We start from the raw sequence: 19,890 nt of genomic DNA on the forward strand, positions 1-19,890 counted from the left end.
ATATATTATAGTTATAATAAAACTAAATTGAAAGAGGGTACATACATATTGGATTACGTTAAGCTTGGTAATACAGGATTAGATGTTTCACGGTTATGTCTTGGCTGCATGAGTTTCGGTGTTCCCGAACGAGGCACTCACCAGTGGGTACTTAACGAAGAACTAAGCCGCCCGATTATTAAAAAGGCACTTGATGATGGCATCAACTTTTTTGACACGGCAAACGCATATTCAGACGGTACGAGCGAGGAAATTATCGGCCGCGCCCTGAAAGAATTCGCAAACAGGGATGAGGTTGTCATTGCAACCAAAGTGTACATGCGTATGCATAAAGGGCCGAATGGAGCTGGACTCTCTAGAAAAGCAATTTTGGCGGAGATCGATAATAGCCTGAAGCGTCTTGGCACCGATTATGTCGACCTGTATCAGATTCACCGCTGGGACTACAATACACCAATCGAAGAGACGATGGAAGCCCTGAATGATGTGGTGAAGGCTGGAAAGGCCAGATATATTGGAGCTTCATCTATGTATGCATGGCAGTTTATGAAAGCTCAAAATATCGCTGAGCGGAATGGATGGACTCGGTTTGTTTCTATGCAAAACCACTTAAACCTTATGTATCGTGAAGAGGAACGCGAAATGCTGCCGCTCTGTCGGGAAGAGAAAATAGGTGTTATACCTTGGAGTCCGCTGGCAAGAGGGAAGCTGACACGCGATTGGGTAGAAACAACTTCCCGTTCCCAGACAGATGAATTCGGCAAAACACTTTACACATTTGCAATAGAGGCGGATCGTAAAATCGTTGGACGTGTAGCGGAATTGGCCGCAAAAAGGGAGGTTCCCCGGGCACAAATTGCACTAGCGTGGGTGCTGCAAAAAGCGCCTGTCACAGCACCAATTATTGGGATCACGAAAATGGCTCATCTTGAAGATGCAGTTGCAGCACTTTCTATTAAACTTTCCCCGGAAGAAGTGGACTATTTGGAAGAACCTTATGTTCCTCATCCGGTTCGCGGCCTCTAATAGTAACTCAAAATATATAACTACTACTGTGGAACTAATGGACTACGATTTATTGTATCGTAGTCTTTTTTTGCATCCTTATTAGACATCTGAATTCTTATGTCCATGGTCATAACGCTCGACATTTTGTTCAACCGTGGCCCATCCAAATTCCTCATTAATTTCCTGTACTAGCTCGTTTAAGAATTCATCAGATATGATAGGATTTTTTTCGTTTCGCATGAAAATCCTCCTTTTGACTATTTTATGGAATAAATGTAGTCTAGATACTTAGCATAACCATTTATCTATAAAAAAATCATTTACAACAACAGGACAGGGGAGTATGATATTCACAGTTTCAAATTTCTAAATCGCTGAAACCGATAGGTGCGGGGGAACCATTGTTCTGGATTAATTGATAATCCTAGGGGTGAATCCTTTCAGGCGGGGCTACTCAAATGCCCTAACCCGACAGCTAACCTCGCAAGCGTTATATTGAGAAGAAAGGTGGAGCTTGTGATGCAAAAGAAATGATGTGTCTACAGGTCTATTCGTAATGACCTGGAGGCACTTTTTATTTTGTGTAAAATAGGGAAACTTACTTATATCTCATAAAATTTGGTGGTGACATGAATGTTATCTTCCGTAAAAAGGTTCTTGATAGGAAGACCTTTGAAATCACATGAACTAGGAGAACAAAAAATTAGTAAAACAAAAGCATTGGCGATTCTTTCATCGGATGCGTTGTCGTCAGTGGCTTATGGTCCTGAACAAATTTTGATTGTCCTGGTGACAGTTGGAGCGACAGCATTTTGGTATTCCATTCCGATCGCCGCCGGGGTATTGATTCTGTTAACTGCACTTATTTTGTCATATCAGCAAATCATTTTTGCTTATCCGCAAGGCGGTGGAGCCTATGTGGTGTCAAAGAGTAATTTAGGAGTTAATCCTGGGCTGGTGGCCGGTGGCTCTCTGCTAGTGGATTATATTTTAACTGTTGCAGTAAGTGTTTCCGCAGGAACGGATGCCATCACTTCAGCGTTTCCTGATTTACATGGTGATAATGTGGGGATTGCGATACTATTTGTTCTATTCATTACCCTTTTAAATTTGAGGGGAGTGACGGAATCCGCGTCCATTTTAGCCTATCCAGTATACCTTTTTGTCTTGGCATTGTTTATTTTAACAGGTGTGGGTTTATTTAAGATTATGACTGGGCATATTTCGCCTGCCTTGCATACTCCGATTGGAGCGCCAGCAGCCGGGATTAGTTTGTTTATTTTACTAAGGGCATTTGCTTCTGGAAGCTCTGCCTTAACAGGTGTTGAAGCGATTTCGAACGCCATTCCAAACTTCAAAGATCCAGCACCGAAAAATGCCGCGAAAACTTTAATGGCAATGGGGCTTCTGCTTGCAATTCTATTTTCGGGAATTGTCTTTTTGGCTTATTATTACGGTATTGCCCCTAGGGCTGAGGTAACAGTTGTTTCACAAATAGCAGAGCACACTTTTGGGCGGAGTTTCATGTACTACTTTATTCAAGGAACAACTGCCTTAATCTTAATTTTGGCTGCAAACACGGGGTATTCTGCGTTTCCACTACTAGCGGTCAATTTGGCAAAAGATAAATTTATCCCAAGAATGTTTCTAATTAGAGGAGATCGGTTAGGGTACTCAAATGGAATCATCATTCTTGGCGCGGCGTCTATCATCTTAATTTTAGCTTTTCATGCGGAAACTGAGCATCTCATTCCACTTTACGCCGTCGGAGTGTTTGTACCGTTTACCTTGTCACAAACAGGAATGATGGTCAAATGGCTTCGAGAAAAACCGAATGGCTGGTTATTAAAGTTTGTTATTAATACCACCGGCGCCCTGATCAGTTTTACTGTAACACTCATCTTTTTCGTTACAAAATTTTCTCGGGTTTGGCCGATTTTAATCTTTCTGCCATTGATTATCCTCCTGTTCCACAGGATTAAAAAACATTATGATGCAGTCGGGGAACAGCTTAGGATTTCGACATGCGAGCCTGCAGTTCCGATTGAAGGGAATGTCATTGTCGTGCCGGTGGCGGGTATTACTCATGTTGTAGAAAATTCGATCAATTATGCAAAATCGCTGAAGCCCGATCAAATTATTGCTGTTTATGTCGCGTTTGAAAGAGAGGACGAGCATAAATTCGAAGAGAAATGGAAGAAATGGCAGCCGGATATCCGAATAGTGACGCTGCATTCTCATTATAGGAGTATCATTAATCCACTAACGAAGTTTGTGGATACTGTTGAACATAAAGCAAGCGATGCCAATTTCCGTGTTACTGTGGTCATTCCGCAATTTTTGCCAAAGCACAGTTGGGAAAACATTCTTCATAATCAATCCAGCCTGCTGATCCGATCCTTTTTGCTGTACCGTAGGAACGTAATTGTCACAACAGTCCCATATCATTTGAAAAAATAAATTAGACTAAAGGAAGGTGTAATCTGGCACCTCCCTTTTTTTGTGATTCATTTGTTTTAGGTGCGAATGGTTGAGGTAGAGAAGTTCTTTATCATTTTTTGCAAATTTCTGTGGCCATCTCTTAACTTAATTGCTTCTTCTATAATCTTTTGGAAACCTTCCAAATCTCTGTCAGTCGCGTTTAAAAGGGACTTCGGTAAGCCTTCGACGATTTGTTGTAGGGTTAAATCCATGAATAAAACCACCTTTCAACTAATTTCGTTAGACAATGATTTTCGTCTTTTTTAATAAATTTTAGAAAAGACTGTTTTTTTCCTGCAGGCAACTTGAAAAACTTATCACCAAATATCGGCAGAATCATTCAGGATTGGCGGCGAAAATAGAACATCTTTCAAATAACGACAATAGATGCGCTTATTGGCAGCGGAAATCGATACAAACGTACTGCTGTTTCAGTATAAAAAACGGCACCGTTCAATTTTGGAGTGACAAAAAGGGAACTATTATTGAGATCATTCTTCCGCTACAATAGGTTGATTAAAGTATCCCAAGTTAAAAATGCTTGGGATATTTTTATTTCAATAAACGGATATTTCGGGAGTGAAAATAACTTTAGTTTATGATATTATGACATTATTAAATTTATATTTTTGGAAAAAAAGTACTATTTTAGGAGATGGAAAACGTGCTAATGTGGAAACGAAATTTATGGGTGCTTTGGGTTGGCGTGTTCTTTACATCAGCTAGTTTTTCCATGGTGATTCCTTTTTTACCAATATTTCTACTGCAATTAGGGGTACATGATCACGCTGAAATGTGGTCAGGCGTGCTCTTTAGTGCTGCTTTCTTTGCGGGTGCTTTCGCTTCACCGTTTTGGGGGCGTGTTGCCGATAAATATGGAAGAAAACCAATGATTATTAGGGCCGGAGTTGCCCTTTTTGTTATTTATACGTTAATGGCATTTGTTACCAATCCGTACCAAATCTTAGTATTAAGGATTTTACAGGGGTTACTCAGCGGGTTTATTCCAGGTGCGATTGCTTTGATTGGAACCAATACTCCGAATGAAAAAGTCGGGTATGCCTTGTCCATGATCTCTTCAGCATCGGCATCAGGGGGCATACTTGGTCCGCTATTAGGAGGGGGTATTGCACATCTTGTCGGTAACCGGCTGGCCTTTGCCAGTGGAGGAGTTTTGGTATTCCTTTCGACGCTGCTGATTATATTTTGGGTGAAGGAAGAAAATTTCAAGCCTAACAAAGAGCGCGGGGGCTCTGTAAGAAACGATTTTAAGACAGCAATGACCAACCGGCCGTTATTGCTTGTGCTCATTTTAACAGTTGTAACAAGTTGTTCTATCATGACGATTGAACCAGTGCTGCCTTTATATGTTGTAAAATTAGGCGGGTCTTCTGATAACACTTCTTTAATTGCCGGTATCATGTTTTCATTGCCAGGCATCGCCAGTGCTTTATTTGCCCCGTATTGGGGAAAATGGGCCGATAAAGTAGGTTTTCAGCGGGTTTTATTCATAGGTTTGATGGGCGGTGGCATCGGTATGTTAGCCCAGGTGCTTGTCTCGCAAATATGGGGATTTTCCATCATCCGCTTCCTGTTTGGCGTCTTCTTCTGCGCGGTTTATCCAGCGTTAAACGGTTTGGTCGTAAAATCCACGCCGGACGAATTCCGCGGTCGTGCCTTTGGATTAAACCAAACCGCCAATCAAATTGGAGGCATGACAGGTCCGATGATTGGCGGCTTCTTGGGTGGAATCTTACCGGTTCAAAGTGTGTTCTTGGCAACCGGTGTCCTTCTTTTAATTGCTATGAGCATGGCATATTGGAATGCAGGTGTGTTAAATAGTTCTTTGAAGCGGAAGATTGTTGTCAGAAAATCAGGTTAAAACCTAACTCCTGATTTTAAAAGCAAAACAGAGAGCAACAACCAATCTCTTTTTGTATTATCAAGTTATTATGCGAAAAGAGATTATCTCCTGCTTTTAGGAAAAATCCCCCCTCAATTACAATCTTATTGGTATAATTTCATAATGCAGCGAATGTTCCTATAATACGGTCGGAAAAAAAGAGTGAATGAAAACTTCACTCTTGGCCGTCTCTTATCCATTCTCTTATCCATTTGTATTATTCGATTCTGTCTCTATGCCGTTGGTAATAGGGTGAGGTTGGCCGTACCCTTCCAAATTTCCGGCATGTTCCTCATGATATTGTGTTCCTGAATTCTGACTGCTCGTCAGCGATTTTCCTTTTTGCTGCTTGCTACCTGGCGATTGTCCCATAATGATTTTCACCTCCCTGACATCATATAGAGTGGGAATTAAAATTGAAATTATTCATAGGTCTCTGATATTCCGTTGTAGATAAATGATGTAAAATAGTCTTTAATAGAATCATGATACATATTAAAAGGGGAAATTTTAATGCGGACAGAAGGATACATAGACGTAACTGGAGGGAAAGTTTGGTACGAGAAATATGATCATGGAACGGGGAACACACCGGCAATTGTTTTGCATGGCGGGCCAGGTTCATCGTGCTTTTCCTTACAGGGGGTGAAGGAGCTAGCGGCAGACCGCCCCGTCATTTTATACGATCAACTAGGATGCGGCAGGTCAGAACGGCCACAAGATGTTTCTCTTTGGCAGTTAGATCGATTCGTGGAGGAATTAGGACAAATTCGCGCCGCATTGAACCTTGATGAAATCCATATTCTTGGTCATTCCTGGGGAACCACATTAGCGGCAGCCTATTGTATAACGAAGCCGAGCGGGGTAAAAAGTGTCATTTTTTCAAGCCCATGCCTGAGTGCGCCATTATGGGAACAGGATCAAAAACGAAATTTGAAAAAGCTTCCGGATGAAGTGCAAAAGACCATTAAACGCTGTGAAGAAGATGGAACCACGGAATCAGAAGAGTTTCAGGCAGCTATTGAGGTATTCAGCAAAGAATTTGTCTGCCGGATTCCAAAACCTGAGCATCTAAAAGCGCACCCGGAATACCGAAACTCCGAAATTTACAATATTATGTGGGGCCCATCCGAATTTACGGTACTTGGGAATTTAAAAGAATTTGACTGCACCTTACAATTGAAGGATATCACATGCCCTGTTTTATATACGTGTGGCAGGTACGATGAGGCTACACCGGAAACAACAGAGCATTATAGCCGTTTAACACCCGGCTCGAAATTTCATGAATTTGAAAACAGCGCCCATATGCCATATATTGAGGAACCGGATAAATTTTTACGAGTTGTTGGGGAATTCATGCAATGGGTTGATGGTTTATAAGAACCGCCGGAGTTTTTTTAGGTGGTTTTTTTCTTCTTAATGCCCTTGTTGGAAAAGGAATTATTAATTTATAGTCATGGTGAAAATAGATGTTTTTTATTGGACCTTTCTGCCTTGAGATGAAAAAGTTGGGGAATGATAAAGGATTATTTGAGATTTCGTCGAATTATATCAATTATCATACATACTCAAAGAGGAATCGACATGAATAAATCAGGACAAATCATTTTGCTGCTGCTATCACTCATTTTTACTGCCTACCAAAAGATTATGTATCATGAATCCTTCTTTACATTTGACTTTCTCCTTTTTACTTTGATTGCTTGGTTTGTAGGCTGGCAATACGATAAGGCCCGATTTTTTGAAAAAAAAGCACGTGAAAGTGAAGAAAGCTATAAGAGATTACTTGACTCCCTCCCTGAATCTATCTTTATTTATCAGGATACGAAAATTGTTTATGGAAATCGGGCTGCCCTCAGTATGATTGGCTCTAAAAGCTTGGAAGAAGTTCTGGGGAAGTCTATATTTGAATTTATCGATCCCGAGTATAAAGAACGGCTCGAAGAACGAATCAAGCAAATTAAGAAAGAAAAATGCCCTCTAGCTGCTATTGAATATAAAATTAAACGGACCGACGGAACGAAATTTTTTCTTGAAGTTACTCCCTTATCGATTGTTTTTGGAAAAAAAGAAGCGATCCTCGTTGTTGGAAAGGATGTCACAGCCAAAAGAGAGGAAACTGAAAGACTTCTGCAAAAATCCGAAAAATTGGCTTTGCTCGGCCAAATGGCGGCAGGAATTGCTCATGAAATTCGCAACCCGCTTACGTCTATTAAGGGATTTATCCAATTATTCAAAGCAAACAGTGAACAAGGTGAATATTATGATATCGTATTATCAGAGCTGGAACGTATTAATGCCATTGTAGGTGAATTCTTGGTTCTGGCCAAACCATCCGCGGCTGTTTTCAAGGAACAAAATATTGAACATTTATTACATGATGTTATTACCTTAATAAATACTCAGTCTATCATCAACAACGTTCAGATCAATACTGAAATTGCTGAAGTGCTGCCGATGGTATCTGGTGAAGAAAATCAGTTAAAGCAAGTTTTTTTAAATCTCTTGAAGAATTCAATTGAATCCATGCCTCTAGGCGGCAATATCTTTGTAACGGTAGGGGTAAAGGAAGAAGGCAAAATATCCATCCGGATTACCGATGAAGGGGTCGGTATTCCTAAAGAACGGATTCGAACACTTGGAGAGCCATTCTATACAACAAAGGAAAAAGGAACTGGTCTCGGACTAATGACCTGCTTTAAAATAGTCGAAGGCCATCGCGGCCAAATCAAATTTTCAAGCGCAGTACACCAAGGAACAACCGTAGAAGTCATCCTCCCAACAATTACCCAGCCATTATTAAAGAAATGAAACATGGAGTCGGTTCTTGTGCGTCATTTGCATGAGAACTGATTTTTTTGTTGAGGATAGTGGAGGTTCTTTTGCAGCATATGTCCTGGAGCCGATTAATCTAATTTATTAAAAAATAAAAAGTTAGTAAACCTTTTGTTATAATAATTTAGTCTGAATTTATATATATGTAAAAAATAGGAAAAGTTATATTTGGCTTTTTTAACGGAGGTTTATATGGGGAAAAATAAATATGTATTTTGGGGGCTTGTTATCACAACTCTTATCTCGGCGCTTGACGCCAATATTATGCAGACAGCTAGTCCTACCATTGTCAAACAGCTAGGCGGAATGGAGCTGTTTGCGTGGATTTTTGTAGTCTACATGCTGGCAAGTACAGTAACCGTACCTCTATACGGAAAACTATCGGATATGTATGGGCGAAAAAAACTGTTGATGATTGCCGTTGGAATTTTTACAATAGGTTCAATTTTATGCGGAATGGCGAACTCAATGGTTTCCTTAGTTATATATAGAGGTATTCAAGGTCTTGGGGCAGGCGGCATGATTCCACTCTCGATGATTATTGTCGGAGATTTGTTCACGATTGAAAAGCGCGGCAAGATCCAAGCGGTTTTTAGCAGTATTTGGGCTATTTCTTCAATTGTCGGGCCAGTGATGGGCTCCTTTTTCGTTGAGGCTTTGACTTGGAGATGGATTTTCTTTATAAATATTCCAATTGGAATTGCAACTGTGTTATGTTTGCTTCCTTATAAAGAACAAACAGAATTTAAGAAGACTCATATTGACTATAAAGGTTTCTTTTTATTCGGGGCTTCGGTCAGCCTTCTATTATTATCTACCAATGTAGGCAACGCCATCTGGTATGTTATTGGGGGTATAATTGGTATCATTATTTTTGTTTTGGTAGAAAGAAAGGAAATCCATCCATTTTTACCTGTTTCTCTTTTTAAAAATAAAGGCATCCTGATGACGAATGTATTTATGTTAGTGTACTGTTTATCGTTTTTTGGCACATCTAATTATATACCGCTGTTTCTACAGGAAGGCGCCCATATGAGTATTTATAAGAGCGGCTTGATTTTATTAAGTATTGCAGTCGGCTGGATGTTTGGCAGTACACCTGCTGGAAAGTGGATTATCCGATTCGGATATAAAATATTATTTATAATCGGTAGTTTTATTACGGCGATATCCGGACTGGCACTTTTTTTGTTTATTAAAGATTTGTCGTATACTAGTTTGTTTTTAATCTTGACAGTACAGGGCATATCATTTGGGTTATTGTTTGCAGTCGGAACAATAGCCTCTCAAGAGTTCGCCGAAGCCAATATTAAAGGGGTTTCCACCTCGTTGCAGATGTTTTTGCGGAATATCGGTACATCGATTGGCGTTACCGTGATGGGGTTGATAATTAACCATACTGCAAATATTGTAAATGGCATGCAGAATGTCTTTCTCTATGCCTTAATTTTAAGTTTGGTTACGGTTGTGCTAAGCTTCTTCATTCCTGCAAATACTGCAGAACTGATTGAGGGATAAGAACAAATAACTAGATAATCAAATTTCATATAAAAACATTATGTAAACTACGTGGCGAAAGTCCTCATGAATTGTTCCATGAGGACTTTTTTTATAAAAGTTAGCCATGCTCCTAATTAAGTTTTTCCTACTTATTCTCGTCAGAACTCCTGACGTCCGGATTTACCGGAGTAAACTCCTCGTCAATTTTTCCAGCATCCATTCCATACGCCGGTACGGAATCAATATGTGCACAGCACTTCGTTTTATTTTAGTAAACAAAGAGGGGTTTGTGGTTCGGAAGTACGAAGGTGCAGCGGATGTACCATATGAGCAGATTATTAAGGATATTAAATCATTACAATAATATTTATTGTAATTATATTATGTAAACTAAGAGTTTTATCTCAAGGGCACAGCTTTAGCAAGTGCCCTTAATTACGTTATTTTAATATATCCTTAAATTCTTTCCCTTTCTGGACATAGTGGACACTCGACATTTGCAGCATTTGCAAGTCCTTCTCGGTCAGCTCGCGGACCACTTTTCCCGGTGAACCTAACACGAGGGAGCGGGGCGGTATCTTAATTCCGCCTGCGAGCAGGGTATTTGCTCCAATAATACATTCCTCGCCAACTTCGACATTGTCCAATATGGTAGAGCCCATTCCGACGATTGTCTTCTTGCCTATTTTACAGCCGTGGAGGATGGCATTATGGCCAATCGTGCAATCATCCTCGATGATACATGATTCAAACATATGTATTGTGGAATTATCCTGGATACTGCAGCGTTCTCCGATAATTATAGGGCCGTCATCAGCCCGGAGAACAGCGTTAAACCAAACGGTGGAGTCTTTGCCGATGGTAACATCGCCAACGATATAAGCGCCAGGAGCGACGAATACAGATTCATGAACAGAAGGGGTTTTGCCATGGTAGGGAATAATCATTTTTACCTCTCCTCTAAGTTTCAGAATTTTTTTATTTTTTATTATAACATAATTTGTGGAAATACGGGGGTAACGTCCTTTCAAATCAAGCTTGACTTTTAATAATAGACATCTGAGTATTAAAATGAAAATGTAAGCGCTTTAATAATTGTCTAAATAATATAAATAGTCTAAAAATATTGACAGACCTTTTTATCGGTGTTAACCTTATTAAAAATTGATTTATAAAATCGATGAAGAGAAGAGTAGGATTTGCTGTTTGTCTTAAGAGAGTCAGCGGTTGGTGGAAGCTGATGTCAGGCCTTATCTGAAAATCATCTCTGAGATGTGCTGCTGAAATATTTCCAGTAAGCCGCACCGGGAAGTCCGCCGTTACAATGGAACACGTATATTATAATGTACGGAGATCGAGAGCCGCAGCAAAGTGTTTATGGATGTTGTGGAAGTAGGGTGGTAACGCGAGCTAACTCGTCCCTATACCAATGGGGACGGGTTTTTTATTGTTTATAAAAGCTAAGATTTTTTCAAACTTGAGGAGGGAAATTGACCATGAGTCAACAGGTCGAAACATTTAATGTGGAGGATATCATCATTGCCAGTCACACCATCAAGGATGTGATTTCGCCAACTCCGCTTCAATACAATCATTTATTATCTGAACGCTATGGCTGCCAAATTTATTTAAAACGGGAAGATTTGCAGAGTGTCCGTTCTTTTAAAATCCGGGGAGCCTACAATCGTATTAAGCGGTTGAGTCCAGAGGATTTAGAGAATGGCATTATCTGTGCAAGCGCAGGAAACCACGCACAGGGGGTTGCCTATTCCTGCCACTTATTAAACATTAGCGGGAAAATCTTTATGCCGAATACTACTCCAAAACAAAAGGTAAACCAAGTGAAGTTTTGGGGCAAGGACAGTGTCAAAATCGTTTTGGTAGGCGATACTTTTGATGATGCTTACGAAAAAGCAATAGAATGCTGCCGCGAAGAAAACCGGACGTTTATCCATCCGTTTGATGATTTTGACGTCATCGCTGGGCAAGGTACAGTTGGTGTCGAGCTTCTAAATGACTGTCATGAAAAAATCGACTATCTATTTGGGGCAATTGGCGGCGGCGGTCTAATGGCTGGTGTGGGAACCTACCTGAAACATTTTTCTCCAGAAACTAAATTAATCGGTGTTGAGCCTGAAGGCGCTCCTGGGATGAAGGAATCGGTTTTAAAGGGGGAAGTTACCTCGCTTGATAAAATCGATCCATTCGTTGATGGTGCGGCGGTCAAAACTGTCGGCACTAAGACTTTTAATATCTGTAAAGAGCTTATCGATGATTTCGTAGAGGTACCTGAAGGAAAGGTTTGTACGACGCTTTTATCTTTATACAATGAAAATGCCATCGTTGTTGAGCCTACAGGTGCTTTATCAATTGCTGCATTGGATACATATGCGGAACAGATTAAAGGTAAAACTGTTGTATGTATCGTCAGCGGCGGAAACAATGATATTGGCCGGATGCAGGAAATCAAGGAACGCTCAAAGCTTTATGAAGGACTGCAGCATTATTTTATCGTTAATTTTCCACAGCGCCCAGGCGCACTGCGGGAGTTCTTATTAGAGGTCCTTGGACCAAACGACGATATCAGCCATTTTGAATATACGAAAAAGAACAACCGTGAAACGGGACCGGCATTAGTTGGAATAGAGCTGAAAGATAGAGAAGACTATTTTCCTTTAATTGAACGAATCAAGACGAAAGGCTTTAACTGCAGGGAAGTGAATAAGGACAGTACGCTATTTCAAATGTTGGTGTAAAATCACCGAAAAAATGTTGAAAGGCGCCAAAATTAATATAAGCAATGTTGAAAGTGGTTCATTTAAATAGTGGACCGCTTTTTTTATATGTAAAAATATTTATTATTGCAGAGTTAGACAGGGAGGAATAATTACCGAAAAATGACAAAAATTATCGGTAAGGTGGTGGTGAAGTGACCTTATTTAAAAATCGAAAGAGTAAAAATAGAAAAAATACATTTATGAAGTTTCATAACGAAATGGAGGAGGAACAAGGTGACCGACCCATCAGTAGCACACTTAAAGAAAATGAGGAATATATTAAGCAAATTTTAGGAAATAATGATGATTTCACTATAAAGCCATTTAAAATTTTTGGGCAATTTCAAGCGGTGCTATTTTATTTTTCCAATATCGTTAATCAAGATGCCATAAATAAGGATATTTTAAAACCACTTATGTATGTACCCGATCATTTGTTAGGGCGGAAAATACAGGCTGATAATTTGATTGAAATCATTATGAATGAAACTCTATATCATAGCCTTGCCGAAACTGGGAGGAATACTGAACAATTAATTGAAGCTCTTTTACGCGGAGAAACCGTTGTTTTAATTGACGGTATTCCTATAGCAATTCATATAGGAACAAAGAGGATTGAAAAACGCTCCATTGACCAACCGGAGACGGAGCAGGTTATTTTAGGACCACGGGAAGGGTTTATAGAAAATATCTCAACAAATATAATGCTGCTTCGATATCGTCTGCCAACCCCTGATTTCCAAGTGAAATCGATGAAAATTGGCCGATTGACAAAATCAACTGTAGCCATTTGCTATATTAAAGGAATTTCAAATGAGCAGGTCGTTAACGAAGTGGAAAAAAGACTGTCTGAAATTGATATAGATGCCATTTTGGATGTGGGTTATTTGGAACAATTTATTGAAGATAACCCTTTCTCACCATTTCCACAAACGCAGTCTACAGAAAGGCCTGACAGGACAGTAGCCAATTTAATTGAAGGGAGGGTCGCCATTCTTGTCGATGGCTCCCCTTTTGCTTTGTTGGTCCCTGTTGTTTTTAATCAATTCTACCAAACAACTGAGGACTATTCGTCTAGATTCTTAATGGGCAGTTTTGTCAGGCTCGCCAGGATTATAGCTCTGGTATTTTCACTTGTTTTTCCGTCCCTATATGTGTCACTAATTTCATTTAACCCCGAACTTCTGCCGACTGAGTTTGCTGTAGCGGTAGCTGGTGGACGTGCGGGTGTCCCTTATCCTGCTGTAATTGAAGTATTGATCATTGAAATTTCGATGGAAATTTTACGGGAAGCGACCGTTCGTTTGCCAAAACAAGTGGGTGGAGCTTTATCGATTGTTGGCGTATTGGTTATTGGTCAGGCAGCAGTTGAGGCGGGGCTATCAAGTCCTATTACAGTAGTCGTGATTGCATTAACTACGATTGGCTCATTTGCGACACCTGCCTATACAGCTGCTTTCGCTTTGAGGATGCTTAGATTTCCAATTATGATCATGGCTTCCATCTTGGGATTATATGGCGTCGTCATTGGAATCATCTTTATATTTAATCATATGTTGTCCTTAAAATCTTTTGGTGTCCCGTATATGTCACCTGTCTCACCGGAGAACTATCAAGGCATGAAGGATGTAGTAATCCGCAGCCCATTGTGGTGGATGCCTAAAAGACCGGAGTTTCTAAATCCAGCAAATCGAAATAGACTTGGGAAAAATGAAAATACAATTTTAAAACATAACAATGTAGGAAATGAACAGCGGGAGGATTCGAATAATGGGGGATCCAAAGGAGATTACAACTCTTCAGGCAACAACGACCTTAATTAGTACCATTATCGGAGTGGGAGTTCTTCCATTGCCATTGTTTGCTGTTCGGGCAGGCGAAACTGGGGCGCCTTTAGTCACATTGTTAGGGGTTGGTTTGGCAGCCCTCGGTTTATTTATCCTTACCTCTCTCGGAATACGTCATCCAGACAAAACGATTATTAACTACAGTGAGGATATAGTTGGCAAGTGGCTTGGGAAGATCTGCAGCTTTTTCGTTGTTTTCTTCTTTTTAGTATTAACAGGTTTAGCCGCGAGAGAATTTGGAGCAGTTGTTGTGACGGCTGTATTGAGGGAAACGCCTCTCGAAGTTACCGTCATCGTTATGTTATCCCTTGCATGTATAAGCTGCCGTAACAATATCAATGTTTTTTCCTACATTCATAATTTTTATTTTCCGATGATATTGGCGCCGGTTTTAATTGTCGTAGCTTTTTCGCTAAAAAATGCAAACATCCTTTATTTACGCCCAGTAATTGGGGGAGATTTTAAGGATAATTTGGCAGGTATACTAACTATTTCAGCATTATTTCAAGGTTCTTTTATTATTACCATGATTATTCCAGCAATGGAAAATCCAAAAAAAGCCATGAAGGCGAGCTTTTGGGGGATTTTCGTTTCAGGAGGGTTATACCTATTAATTGTCATTGCGACTGTCTCTGTTTTTGGCCCGGAGGAAATCAAACACTTGTTTTGGCCAACTTTGGAATTGGCAAGAACAACGAGTTTGCCAGGAAACGTATTACAGCGTCTGGATGTTGTTTTTTTAGCGGTATGGGTAACTGCTGTTTTTACAACTCTGTTTTCGAGCTATTTTTTCACCATTCATTCTATAAAAGAACTTTTTAGTCTGAAGGACCATAAAGCCCTGTCCTATTTTATTTTGCCAATTGTGTTTTTCTTGGCCATGCTGCCTCAAAACATCTTACATATGTATGAGATAATCCAATATATTGGCAGAGCTGGACTGGCGATTACCATCATATACCCGCTTTTGTTATTGGGTATTGACCTTTTTAAGGGATGGAGGCAGAAAAAAAATGTGTAACTGCTTTTTAAAAATACTGCTTGCAGCTATTTTAGTCATTCCTTTCCTCACGGGCTGTTGGGATAGCCAGGAGATTGAAAAACGTGCCAATGTTTTGGCAATTGGAATAGATGAAGCAGATGAAAGCGAAAAAAATAAAGAAGATGCGGTAGCCCATCTAAAAGATAAATTCCCCATTCCAAGGGATGAAATCATCAAATTAACGGCTCAAGTTGCAGTTCCCGGCCGAATCCCATTAGGTCCTGAACAAACGAAAAGTTCAGGAAGTTCTGTTCTGGTTGTTAAAGTGGTTGGACATACATTCGAAGATGCAATGCTCAATCTCCAGCAGGAGATTGCCAATGAATTGTTTTTAGGGCACTTGCGGATTATTGTATTGAATGAAAAAGTGGCAAAGAAAGGAACGCTGCGGTTTAATGATTTTCTTAGGCGTAATCCAGAAATTCGAAGAACCGCTTCCCTTGTTGTTTCTAAAGAGCCTGCTGCAACCTATATGAAGATGTCACCGGAGCTTGAACGGGTCCCATCCCTTTATTTGGCAGATATGGTTGATAATTTAACGGCGTTGGGGAGATTTCCGCCCAGCTTTATTGGATTGTTTTGGACGGTTCAATCAAGCAAAGGACAAGATCCTTACTTGCCCTACTTGGCTATTAAAAGTAAAGAAAATATCCAACTTAATGGTTTAGCCTATTTCAAAGGGGATAAGATGGCAGGTAAGACAACACCAATAGAAATTGGCATTTATATGGCCGTCCTCGGTATCGGAAAAGGAGGATATGCAGCCTACGTAAAAGTCCCGGACACTAATGAAATGGTAATCGTCAGGGCCATAAACCGGAAAACGAAAATAAATGTTAGTCTTAAGGATGGAAAACCACATATCATTATCAAAATTCGATATGAAAGTGAAATTGATGAAAAGCAAGGTCCGAAGATTATGTTAACAAACTCTCAAATGATAAAGAAAATAGAAGATGAGGCTTCTAAAGGAGTCGGTAATTCTGTTCGAAAATTGATTGCCAAAACACAAAAAGCTGAATCAGATGTATTTGGATTTGGGGAGCATTTTCGGGCAAAACTTCCAAATTATTGGAATAAAAAGATAAAAACCAAAGATAAATGGGAAGAGGAATATAAATACCTTACCTATGATGTCCAGGTAAATACCCATATCCATCGTGTCGGAATGAAAGCAAAATAATTTTGGAGGGTGTAATGCATGTATATTGGGTTCTTGGGCTATGTCATCGTCATCCTTGTAATAACAGGCTCTCTAATTCTCTTAACCGACCGAAAAGCATATAAAAATGCGAATATGAAAAAGGAAAAAATCGCATCCCTTTTTTTAGGATGGATAAACATCTGTCTTAGTATCATTTTATTGGTGGTCCAATGGATATCTCGTTATTATTTTTGGTAGGGACTGTTGGTAGCACCTGCTAAAGTGACAGATAATGATCATGTTTTAATGAACTTTCTTTCTTTTTGAAAATCAAACTCTTAACAAATGAGTCAAATTAGGTATAATATTATCTGTGTATATTTAGAAAATGGACTCCCAAAAGCTATTTTTGAAAAGGATGAATCATAAAGACTTTTTCATAAATAGTTTTGGATAGATTCAAACCAGAAAGTGAGTGTTCATATGGGTCGTAAATGGAACAATATCAAGGATAAAAAAGCAGCAAAGGACGCTAATACGAGTCGTATTTATGCTAAATTCGGCCGTGAAATCTACGTGGCGGCACGACGCGGCGAACCAGATCCAGAGGCCAACCAGGGCTTGAAATTCGTTTTAGAACGTGCCAAAACATACAATGTCCCAAGGCATATCATTGACCGCGCAATCGACAAGGCAAAAGGCGGTTCTGACGAGAGCTTTGACGAGCTTCGTTATGAAGGATTTGGTCCGAGTGGCTCCATGATTATTGTTGATGCCTTAACTAATAATGTTAATCGGACTGCTTCAGAGGTCCGTGCTGCATTTGGCAAAAATGGCGGAAATATGGGGGTCAGCGGTTCTGTTGCATATATGTTTGATGCTACTGCTGTAATTGGCGTCGAAGGAAAATCCGAAGAAGAAGTTCTTGAAATTCTTATGGAAGCAGATGTAGACGTCCGTGATGTGGTTGAAGAAGAAGATCAGATTATTGTGTATGCTGAACCAGACCAATTCCATGCTATGCAGGAAGCGTTCAAAGCAGCGGGTATTACGGAGTTTACTACTGCGGAGCTCACCATGCTCGCACAAAATGAAGTTCAGCTTCCGGAAGACGCGGCAGCTAAGTTCGAGAAGTTAATCGATACACTTGAAGATCTTGAGGATGTTCAACAGGTTTATCATAACGTAGATTTAGGTGAATAATAAATGAATCTCGCCGATTGGCTACTCCGATAGGACGAAGACAGTGGCGTAGTTAAATTTATGCGTTAAGAAAGTTAATACTTTCTTATTAGCAAAAATAGAGGCTGGTACAAAAGAATCGTCATTAACGATCTTTTGGACCAGCCTTATTATTTTTTCACAGCCGATAAAATAAAAATTGTTGCAATGATGGCAATGGAGCCAATCCATTCTGCAAGACCAAACGAAACCTGAAGCCAGGTCACAGATAAAAAAGCGGCCGACAACGGTTCAGCACAAGCGAGTAAGCTCGCCTCTGATGCATTAATATACTTCATGCTCTCCATATAACAGAAAAAGGCAATAATTGTGCCAAAGATGACGACAAACACCATTGCTAAAAAGGAAGTTCCTGACCAATTACCTTGAAACTTCCAAGGTGGATAGACAAAACTGAAGCCAATCCCACCAATCATCATGCCCCAGCCAACCGTTATAAGTGAGCCCCATTTTGCAAGCAGGCGGCCTGGATATAGTGTATAATAAGCGAGCGCAAATGCTGATAGTATACCCCAGACAAAGCCTGGAATCGATATGGCTAAGGCATGAATATTCCCTTTTGTGACAAGTAGAAATGTGCCGCCTAAAGCGAACAAAATGGCGATTATTTCATACTTCGCAGGGAATTTTTTTGCCTTCAGACAAAGGAAGGAAGCAATCATGACCGGTGCCAGGTATTGAAGCACTGTTGCAGAAGCAGCATTACTATGCTAAATGGCTGCAAAATAGGTATATTGACAAGCAAGCATGCCAAAGATTCCAAAGAGGATAAGCTGGAAAACATCATGTTTATGTTTCCAGACATTCCAAATATTTTGTTTCGCCACAGTTTGTGCAAAAAATAATAACCCGGCCCCAGAGAAAAGCAGCCGCACCACTACGGTCCACCCCGTGTTAAAGCCTTTATTGTGGAATAAATATTGCGCAACTGTGCCGGAAGCTCCCCAGCAGACAGCTGCAATAATCACCAATATAATTCCCTTTGCCCGTGGATATGGCAAAACTGCACCATGCGAATTCATTTGCATCCCCCCAAAGGTGTTTCTAAGCTCTCAATCTCTTAATATTACAAAAGATTCTAACGGTTTAAAAGAGGGAATTTGTCATTACCTAACTTCGTATAAACTAATTAAACCTTAGGGAACCCCATTAGCTGCCCCTGATTTCCATTACACTTTTTCCAGACAAAAAAGCATGCCCAGTAATAAATTTTCCTAGTGATTGAAATCCGTATTTGGCGTAAACACTTTCCACTCGCTCATTGATTGGAAAAACCCACAAGTTCTCCAAGCCTTTTTTCTTTACTTCTTTTTGAACAAAATAAATCAGATCGCCAATTAAGCCTTTTCCGCGATATTCTTCAAGTGTGGCAACGTGTTCGAGACGGACTTGATTCCCATGCTCGAACAAACAGGCAGTGGAGCAGGCAGTGCCATCCAACTTTAGCAGATAGCGGCTGAATGCTGGGTGTTTAAACTCTTCGGCAAAGGCCTTTTCCCGAACCCCCCGGCCGCCAAATTCTTTAATTTGGCATTCGATTTCTAGTGCTTTTGTATAATTGGCCTCTGTAACTGTCTCTATTTGTATTCTGTTATTTTGCTGTCGAGATGTTAGTTCTTTATTCCAAATTTGGACAGGGGAGACCAGCTCTTCGTAACGAAAGCCGCTGGCATATAATTCTTCAATTAATGGGCCTTGGTTTTCAATATCAAAGATATAGAATCTTGGTGTTAAGTTTTTTTTTTGATAGAAATCCAGTACCTCTTCAATGACTGACTTTGGGTCAGAAGGAGCTGCATGGATATGTGCATGATTGGCATCATAATAGACTGGCTGATTTTCATTACAAAACAAATACCCCCAGGATGTATCAATTCTATTCGTAAAGGTATCCAAGTAAGCAATGTCTAATTCTAAAACTTTACTAAATAATGAATTCACTTATTTAACCTCCTATTTATGTACTTATTTCTATTAAATCATAGGTAGCGACGGAGAAACTACAAAAATAGGAAAATGTCCCTAATCTAAGTGTGGTTGCAACTGTATATCAATTTTATATTTTTTATGTAGATAAATGATAGCAGCATCTATCATTAAGGCTGCCA

At 39.9% G+C, this 19,890-nt stretch carries 18 protein-coding genes, 1 pseudogene, 1 riboswitch and 1 other annotated feature; of the genes and pseudogenes, 13 read left to right on the top strand and 6 right to left on the bottom strand.

Going from position 1 to position 19,890, the window contains the following annotated elements; translation table 11 throughout:
• Nucleotides 1-48 precede the first annotated feature (48 nt).
• Nucleotides 49-1,026: an aldo/keto reductase gene (locus ACZ5AE_RS12975; protein ID WP_464572899.1), complete on the top strand. Its 978-nt coding sequence runs from the start codon at nt 49-51 to the stop codon at nt 1,024-1,026.
• Between the two features lie 81 nt (nt 1,027-1,107).
• Here ACZ5AE_RS12975 and ACZ5AE_RS12980 read toward each other — a convergent pair whose 3' ends face one another.
• On the bottom strand, nt 1,108-1,248 hold the full coding sequence (locus ACZ5AE_RS12980; RefSeq protein WP_464572901.1) for a bacitracin ABC transporter ATP-binding protein: 141 nt from the start codon (nt 1,246-1,248) through the stop codon (nt 1,108-1,110).
• 122 nt (nt 1,249-1,370) lie between these two features.
• A riboswitch (cyclic di-AMP (ydaO/yuaA leader) is annotated at nt 1,371-1,513 on the top strand.
• Between the two features lie 128 nt (nt 1,514-1,641).
• Between ACZ5AE_RS12980 and ACZ5AE_RS12985 the strand changes: the two genes are divergently transcribed.
• Nucleotides 1,642-3,468 (top strand): APC family permease, encoded by a 1,827-nt coding sequence (locus ACZ5AE_RS12985; RefSeq protein WP_464572903.1) that lies wholly within the window; start codon nt 1,642-1,644, stop codon nt 3,466-3,468.
• Between the two features lie 56 nt (nt 3,469-3,524).
• Here ACZ5AE_RS12985 and ACZ5AE_RS12990 read toward each other — a convergent pair whose 3' ends face one another.
• Nucleotides 3,525-3,701 (bottom strand): hypothetical protein, encoded by a 177-nt coding sequence (locus ACZ5AE_RS12990; RefSeq protein WP_464494106.1) that lies wholly within the window; start codon nt 3,699-3,701, stop codon nt 3,525-3,527.
• 452 nt (nt 3,702-4,153) lie between these two features.
• Here ACZ5AE_RS12990 and ACZ5AE_RS12995 point away from each other — a divergent pair, with 452 nt between their 5' ends.
• Nucleotides 4,154-5,371 carry an MFS transporter gene (locus tag ACZ5AE_RS12995; protein ID WP_464572905.1) on the top strand — a complete coding sequence of 406 codons (1,218 nt, stop codon included), beginning with the start codon at nt 4,154-4,156 and terminating at the stop codon, nt 5,369-5,371.
• 225 nt (nt 5,372-5,596) lie between these two features.
• Here ACZ5AE_RS12995 and ACZ5AE_RS13000 read toward each other — a convergent pair whose 3' ends face one another.
• Nucleotides 5,597-5,764, bottom strand: coding sequence for a hypothetical protein (locus ACZ5AE_RS13000; protein WP_464572907.1), 168 nt, complete (start codon nt 5,762-5,764; stop codon nt 5,597-5,599).
• A gap of 141 nt (nt 5,765-5,905) precedes the next feature.
• On the opposite strand from ACZ5AE_RS13000, the gene ACZ5AE_RS13005 reads away from it, so the two are divergent.
• The 4 genes from ACZ5AE_RS13005 (at nt 5,906) to ACZ5AE_RS13020 (ending at nt 10,094) form a co-directional block, all read left to right on the top strand.
• Nucleotides 5,906-6,775 (top strand): proline iminopeptidase-family hydrolase, encoded by an 870-nt coding sequence (locus ACZ5AE_RS13005; RefSeq protein ID WP_464572909.1) that lies wholly within the window; start codon nt 5,906-5,908, stop codon nt 6,773-6,775.
• A 204-nt stretch (nt 6,776-6,979) separates the two neighbouring features.
• Complete coding sequence (locus ACZ5AE_RS13010; protein ID WP_464572911.1) at nt 6,980-8,206, top strand: ATP-binding protein; 1,227 nt, start codon at nt 6,980-6,982, stop codon at nt 8,204-8,206.
• Nucleotides 8,207-8,422: 216 nt separating this feature from the next.
• Nucleotides 8,423-9,748: an MDR family MFS transporter gene (locus ACZ5AE_RS13015; RefSeq protein ID WP_464572913.1), complete on the top strand. Its 1,326-nt coding sequence runs from the start codon at nt 8,423-8,425 to the stop codon at nt 9,746-9,748.
• A gap of 106 nt (nt 9,749-9,854) precedes the next feature.
• Nucleotides 9,855-10,094, top strand: coding sequence for a hypothetical protein (locus tag ACZ5AE_RS13020; protein WP_464572915.1), 240 nt, complete (start codon nt 9,855-9,857; stop codon nt 10,092-10,094).
• Nucleotides 10,095-10,170: 76 nt separating this feature from the next.
• On the opposite strand, the gene ACZ5AE_RS13025 is transcribed toward ACZ5AE_RS13020, so the two are convergent.
• The gene (locus tag ACZ5AE_RS13025; protein ID WP_464572917.1) at nt 10,171-10,677 is read right to left on the bottom strand and encodes a gamma carbonic anhydrase family protein; all 507 of its coding nucleotides are present in this window, start codon (nt 10,675-10,677) and stop codon (nt 10,171-10,173) included.
• Between the two features lie 224 nt (nt 10,678-10,901).
• Nucleotides 10,902-11,156: a binding site (T-box leader), on the top strand.
• 70 nt (nt 11,157-11,226) lie between these two features.
• On the opposite strand from ACZ5AE_RS13025, the gene ilvA reads away from it, so the two are divergent.
• The 6 genes from ilvA (at nt 11,227) to ACZ5AE_RS13055 (ending at nt 17,743) form a co-directional block, all read left to right on the top strand.
• Entirely contained in the window at nt 11,227-12,486 is a 1,260-nt protein-coding gene (ilvA, locus tag ACZ5AE_RS13030; RefSeq protein WP_464572919.1) for a threonine ammonia-lyase IlvA, read from the top strand.
• Between the two features lie 221 nt (nt 12,487-12,707).
• A complete protein-coding gene (locus tag ACZ5AE_RS13035; RefSeq protein WP_464573620.1) occupies nt 12,708-14,330 on the top strand; it encodes a spore germination protein in 1,623 nt (540 codons plus the stop codon).
• A complete protein-coding gene (locus tag ACZ5AE_RS13040; protein ID WP_464572921.1) occupies nt 14,278-15,375 on the top strand; it encodes a GerAB/ArcD/ProY family transporter in 1,098 nt (365 codons plus the stop codon). Before ACZ5AE_RS13035 ends, ACZ5AE_RS13040 begins: the two co-directional genes overlap by 53 nt.
• Nucleotides 15,368-16,579, top strand: coding sequence for a Ger(x)C family spore germination protein (locus tag ACZ5AE_RS13045; protein WP_464572923.1), 1,212 nt, complete (start codon nt 15,368-15,370; stop codon nt 16,577-16,579). Before ACZ5AE_RS13040 ends, ACZ5AE_RS13045 begins: the two co-directional genes overlap by 8 nt.
• An 18-nt stretch (nt 16,580-16,597) precedes the next feature.
• Nucleotides 16,598-16,798: a CLC_0170 family protein gene (locus ACZ5AE_RS13050; RefSeq protein ID WP_464572925.1), complete on the top strand. Its 201-nt coding sequence runs from the start codon at nt 16,598-16,600 to the stop codon at nt 16,796-16,798.
• Nucleotides 16,799-17,023: 225 nt separating this feature from the next.
• On the top strand, nt 17,024-17,743 hold the full coding sequence (locus tag ACZ5AE_RS13055) for a YebC/PmpR family DNA-binding transcriptional regulator (RefSeq protein ID WP_464572927.1): 720 nt from the start codon (nt 17,024-17,026) through the stop codon (nt 17,741-17,743).
• A 149-nt stretch (nt 17,744-17,892) separates the two neighbouring features.
• On the opposite strand, the pseudogene ACZ5AE_RS13060 reads toward ACZ5AE_RS13055, so the two are convergent.
• Together ACZ5AE_RS13060 and ACZ5AE_RS13065 are read right to left on the bottom strand one after the other, a co-directional pair.
• A pseudogene (locus ACZ5AE_RS13060) lies at nt 17,893-18,810 on the bottom strand (DMT family transporter).
• A gap of 121 nt (nt 18,811-18,931) precedes the next feature.
• Nucleotides 18,932-19,723, bottom strand: a complete 792-nt coding sequence (locus ACZ5AE_RS13065; RefSeq protein WP_464572929.1) for a GNAT family N-acetyltransferase — start codon at nt 19,721-19,723, stop codon at nt 18,932-18,934.
• Nucleotides 19,724-19,890: the final 167 nt, after the last annotated feature.

The organism is Neobacillus sp. S1227 (genome assembly GCF_055385255.1).